The organism is Deltaproteobacteria bacterium (assembly GCA_022340465.1).
In the GTDB taxonomy this organism is placed as follows: Bacteria; Desulfobacterota; Desulfobacteria; order Desulfobacterales; family B30-G6; genus JAJDNW01.
On record JAJDNW010000161.1, the window covers coordinates 1 to 3,122 of the forward strand.

Annotated in this window: 3 protein-coding genes; all 3 read right to left on the reverse strand. The window is 54.9% G+C overall.

Going from position 1 to position 3,122, the window contains the following annotated elements; all coding sequences use genetic code 11:
• Positions 1-192 precede the first annotated feature (192 nt).
• Genes LJE94_19405 through LJE94_19415 form a run of 3 tightly spaced genes read right to left on the reverse strand, consistent with a single transcriptional unit; the run spans position 193 to position 2,953 of the window.
• A complete protein-coding gene (locus LJE94_19405; protein MCG6912266.1) occupies positions 193-1,179 on the reverse strand; it encodes a tyrosine-type recombinase/integrase in 987 nt (328 codons plus the stop codon).
• Entirely contained in the window at positions 1,176-2,075 is a 900-nt protein-coding gene (locus tag LJE94_19410; GenBank protein ID MCG6912267.1) for a tyrosine-type recombinase/integrase, read from the reverse strand. The genes LJE94_19405 and LJE94_19410 overlap by 4 nt, the downstream gene beginning before the upstream one ends.
• On the reverse strand, positions 2,072-2,953 hold the full coding sequence (locus LJE94_19415; GenBank protein MCG6912268.1) for a tyrosine-type recombinase/integrase: 882 nt from the start codon (positions 2,951-2,953) through the stop codon (positions 2,072-2,074). Before LJE94_19415 ends, LJE94_19410 begins: the two co-directional genes overlap by 4 nt.
• Between the last annotated feature and the right edge of the window lie 169 nt (positions 2,954-3,122).

Genomic DNA, 3,122 nt, shown 5'->3' on the forward strand with positions numbered 1-3,122 from the left:
AGGGTCTGATAGGCGTCAATCGAAGCATGATTGTTGGGGTTAATAACCAAAAAGGTTACAGCAAAATACTCTTTTTTTCAACAGCCTATTGCGACAAATTTTCCAGTATAGCAAAATTTGGCAATACTCGATTATTATCGAGCAAAAAGTCACGATTTTCCAAAACCATCGATATGTCATTTGATAATGGTTTTATTCCCTTTTTACCCTTAACGGCTTTTGGAAGTGTAACCTCAAAGCGCCGGTTTTCAGCAGCTCTTTGACATGTTTTACCACAGGCAGCTTTTCCAAAGCCTCGCGGATTCTGTCGTTTGACGGATGGATGTAAGGCTCGGTGCTTCGCGCTGAGTTGTGGCCGAGGATGCTCTGGATCACCAGGATATCGACCTCGCTATCGTTCAGGTGCGATGCCAGGCTGTGGCGCAGGGTGTGGCAGGTGACGTTGAACGGTACCTGAAGTCCTGTTCGCCGCACGATCTTTTTCAGATTCTCTTCCATGGTGCGGATGGCCAGCCGATTGCCCTTTTTCGAGACATACAGCGCTCCGGTCATCCAGCTGTTGAAGATCAGGTCGCGAACCGCCAGGTATTCCGACAGGATCTGGATCAACTCGGCGTTCATGTGCAAAATGCGCTGCCTGCGGCCCTTGCCCATAACGGTGATTTTGCTGTTTTCAAAATCCAGGTCGGCAAGGTCGAGCCGGTGCACCTCCCCAACCCTCAGTCCGAGCTGGTACATCAGGGCGTATACGGCATAATCGCGCACCCCGAGGATGGTATCGCTATCGATGGCGCCAAAGAGACGAAGGATCTGGCCGGAGGCAAGCGCCCGAGGGCGGCTGCGATAGCCGCAGCGGATTTTCAAAACATCGTAAAATGGCAGTGTCGAGGCCGAAGGCACGTCATAAAGCTTGAGGAAGTTGCCATAGCTTCTCAGGGCAAACAGCTTTCGGTTGATCGACGCGCCGCAGTTGTTGCGTTTTTTCTTCAGGTAGTGTTGGAAGTCGACGACGGCCGGCCCGCTGATGGCATCATAATCGCTGGATTCAATGAAGACTTTGAACAGGTTCAGGTCGACGCGGTTGCTTTTGATGGTCTGGGGGCTGGTTTCGTAGATGTCGCAACGGTAGTCAAAGAAGTCCTGCATGTGACTGAAGAAGGTCTGTGACGGAACGCTCATCGCCACCTCCTTTTGACGCTCACGGCATCGAGCACCTGGGCGGTGAGTTCATCAGAGACGTGGACGTAGACGGAGGTTTCGGCAACGCTGCCGTGGCCCATCATGGCCTCGATGGCCCAAAGGGGCACGTTTTTGGCGTACATCTCGGTGGCAAAGGCATGTCGCAGCATTCTGGGGGTGACCGGGGTGATGCCCAGCCTTCGGGACTGGTCCTTGATCAGACGCCGCAGCCGGTTGTTGGAGATGGCCTTGTAGTCATGGGCCGGGAACATGGGGGCAAAGGGCCGTGAAGGAGTGCTTTCGTGGGCCAGATACCGCAAAAGGGTGTCGTAAAGCCGGTCAACGACAAAAAGGGCCCGCTGCTTTTTGTTTTTGCCGTGGATGCGCAAAAGGCCGATGCGCTTTGCATGGCGGGGCTCGAAGTCCCTGACTTTAAGGCCGGTCAGCTCGCTGGTGCGCAGCCCCAGTGCCCACAGGATCGAGGCCATGGCATGATTGCGCAGCCCGCGCCAGGTGCGCTGATCGAACGAATCGACCAGTTTTTGCGCCTCGCCTGCGGGCACCGCGCGGGTTCTTTCTCGCCGGCGGACGTATTGCAGCGGCAGGGCCTGGGCCGGGTTGGCGGTGATCTTCCCGGTCTTGAGGACAAAGGTAAAAAAGCTCTTTAGGGCAAAATGGTGGTGTCCCAGATGGCTGTTGCCGATGCCGGTGGTTTTCAGATGGTCGATCCACTGCAAAAGGTGCCGGCCGTTGATTCGGGTCAGATCGACCTTGAGCACATCCCTGGCAAACCGGCAAAACGCGACCACACAGGCCGTGTAGGTCTCGACGGTCGATTCGGCAAAGGCGTTGATCTTTCGCATTTCAAGCTGGTAGGCGTCGATCAGGGCGGTCATGAAAGCCTCCTTTCCGGGGTCATGTACGGATGACGCTGCATATAGTCGACATAGACGTCCGGGTTCAGATGGGTGTATTTGACAGTATTGGCCCTTCTGCGATGACCTAGAACCTGCTGGGTGATCTCGATGCCGGCCACACGGTTCAGATGGGTGGCGGCGCTGTGTCGAAAAAGCCTGGGACTGATGGTCTGATCGATGCCCACTCGCACGGCGGCCTTTCGAAGAATGTCCTGCAGCGAGCGGGCGGACAGGCGCCTTGCGCGGCGGGTAATTAAAAGCGGGCCTTGGGGCGGCTCTCGCTGCGACAGGTAATGTTCAAGAACGCGGCACAGCGCAGCGGGCAACACCAGGCTGCGCTGCAGGCGGCCTTTTGTTTTGAGCCAGATCAGGCCGGAGGTAAGATGGATATCGCCACAGTCGATGGCCAGCAGGCTGGCGGTTCGCAGCCCGAACACCGACAGCAGCAGGAAGGCGGCCAGGTTTCTCAGGCCGCGAAGATCTACGGCCTTGGCGGTAAATTCTTCCAGGAGCCGGTCATACTGCGCCTGGTTTAAAAACTGGGGAACGGTCTTTTCGATCTTTGGATACGACAGACCGCCGGCAATGTTATCGGCGTGTCCGTTGAGAGCCAGAAAGTGGTAAAACTGCCGCATGGCCCATACGCGAAATTTTGTTACGTGAATGGACGGATTGCGGTATTTTGCGGTAAACTCGACCAGGTGAAGGTACTCGACATCAGCGATCGCTCCGATTTTGGATTCTATGAGGAAAAATCGGAACTCACGCAGGCGGACTTCGAAAGACTGAATGGATCGGTCTGAGAAATCGGTAAGGCGGCAATAGCCGATGAACGGCTTGATGAGGGTCTGAAGCATGGCGACCTCCCTTCGGGATGGTATCATGCTTCAATGTCAAGGCCCTATTTTTAAACCATTTCCTCGCTAACCGCGGGGTTTATGGGTTATACATTGAGGAAAAAGGGGAGAAACATGTCATGGACTTGCCCGGAATGCAGCTATAGCAACTCAGATGATTTAATTAAAT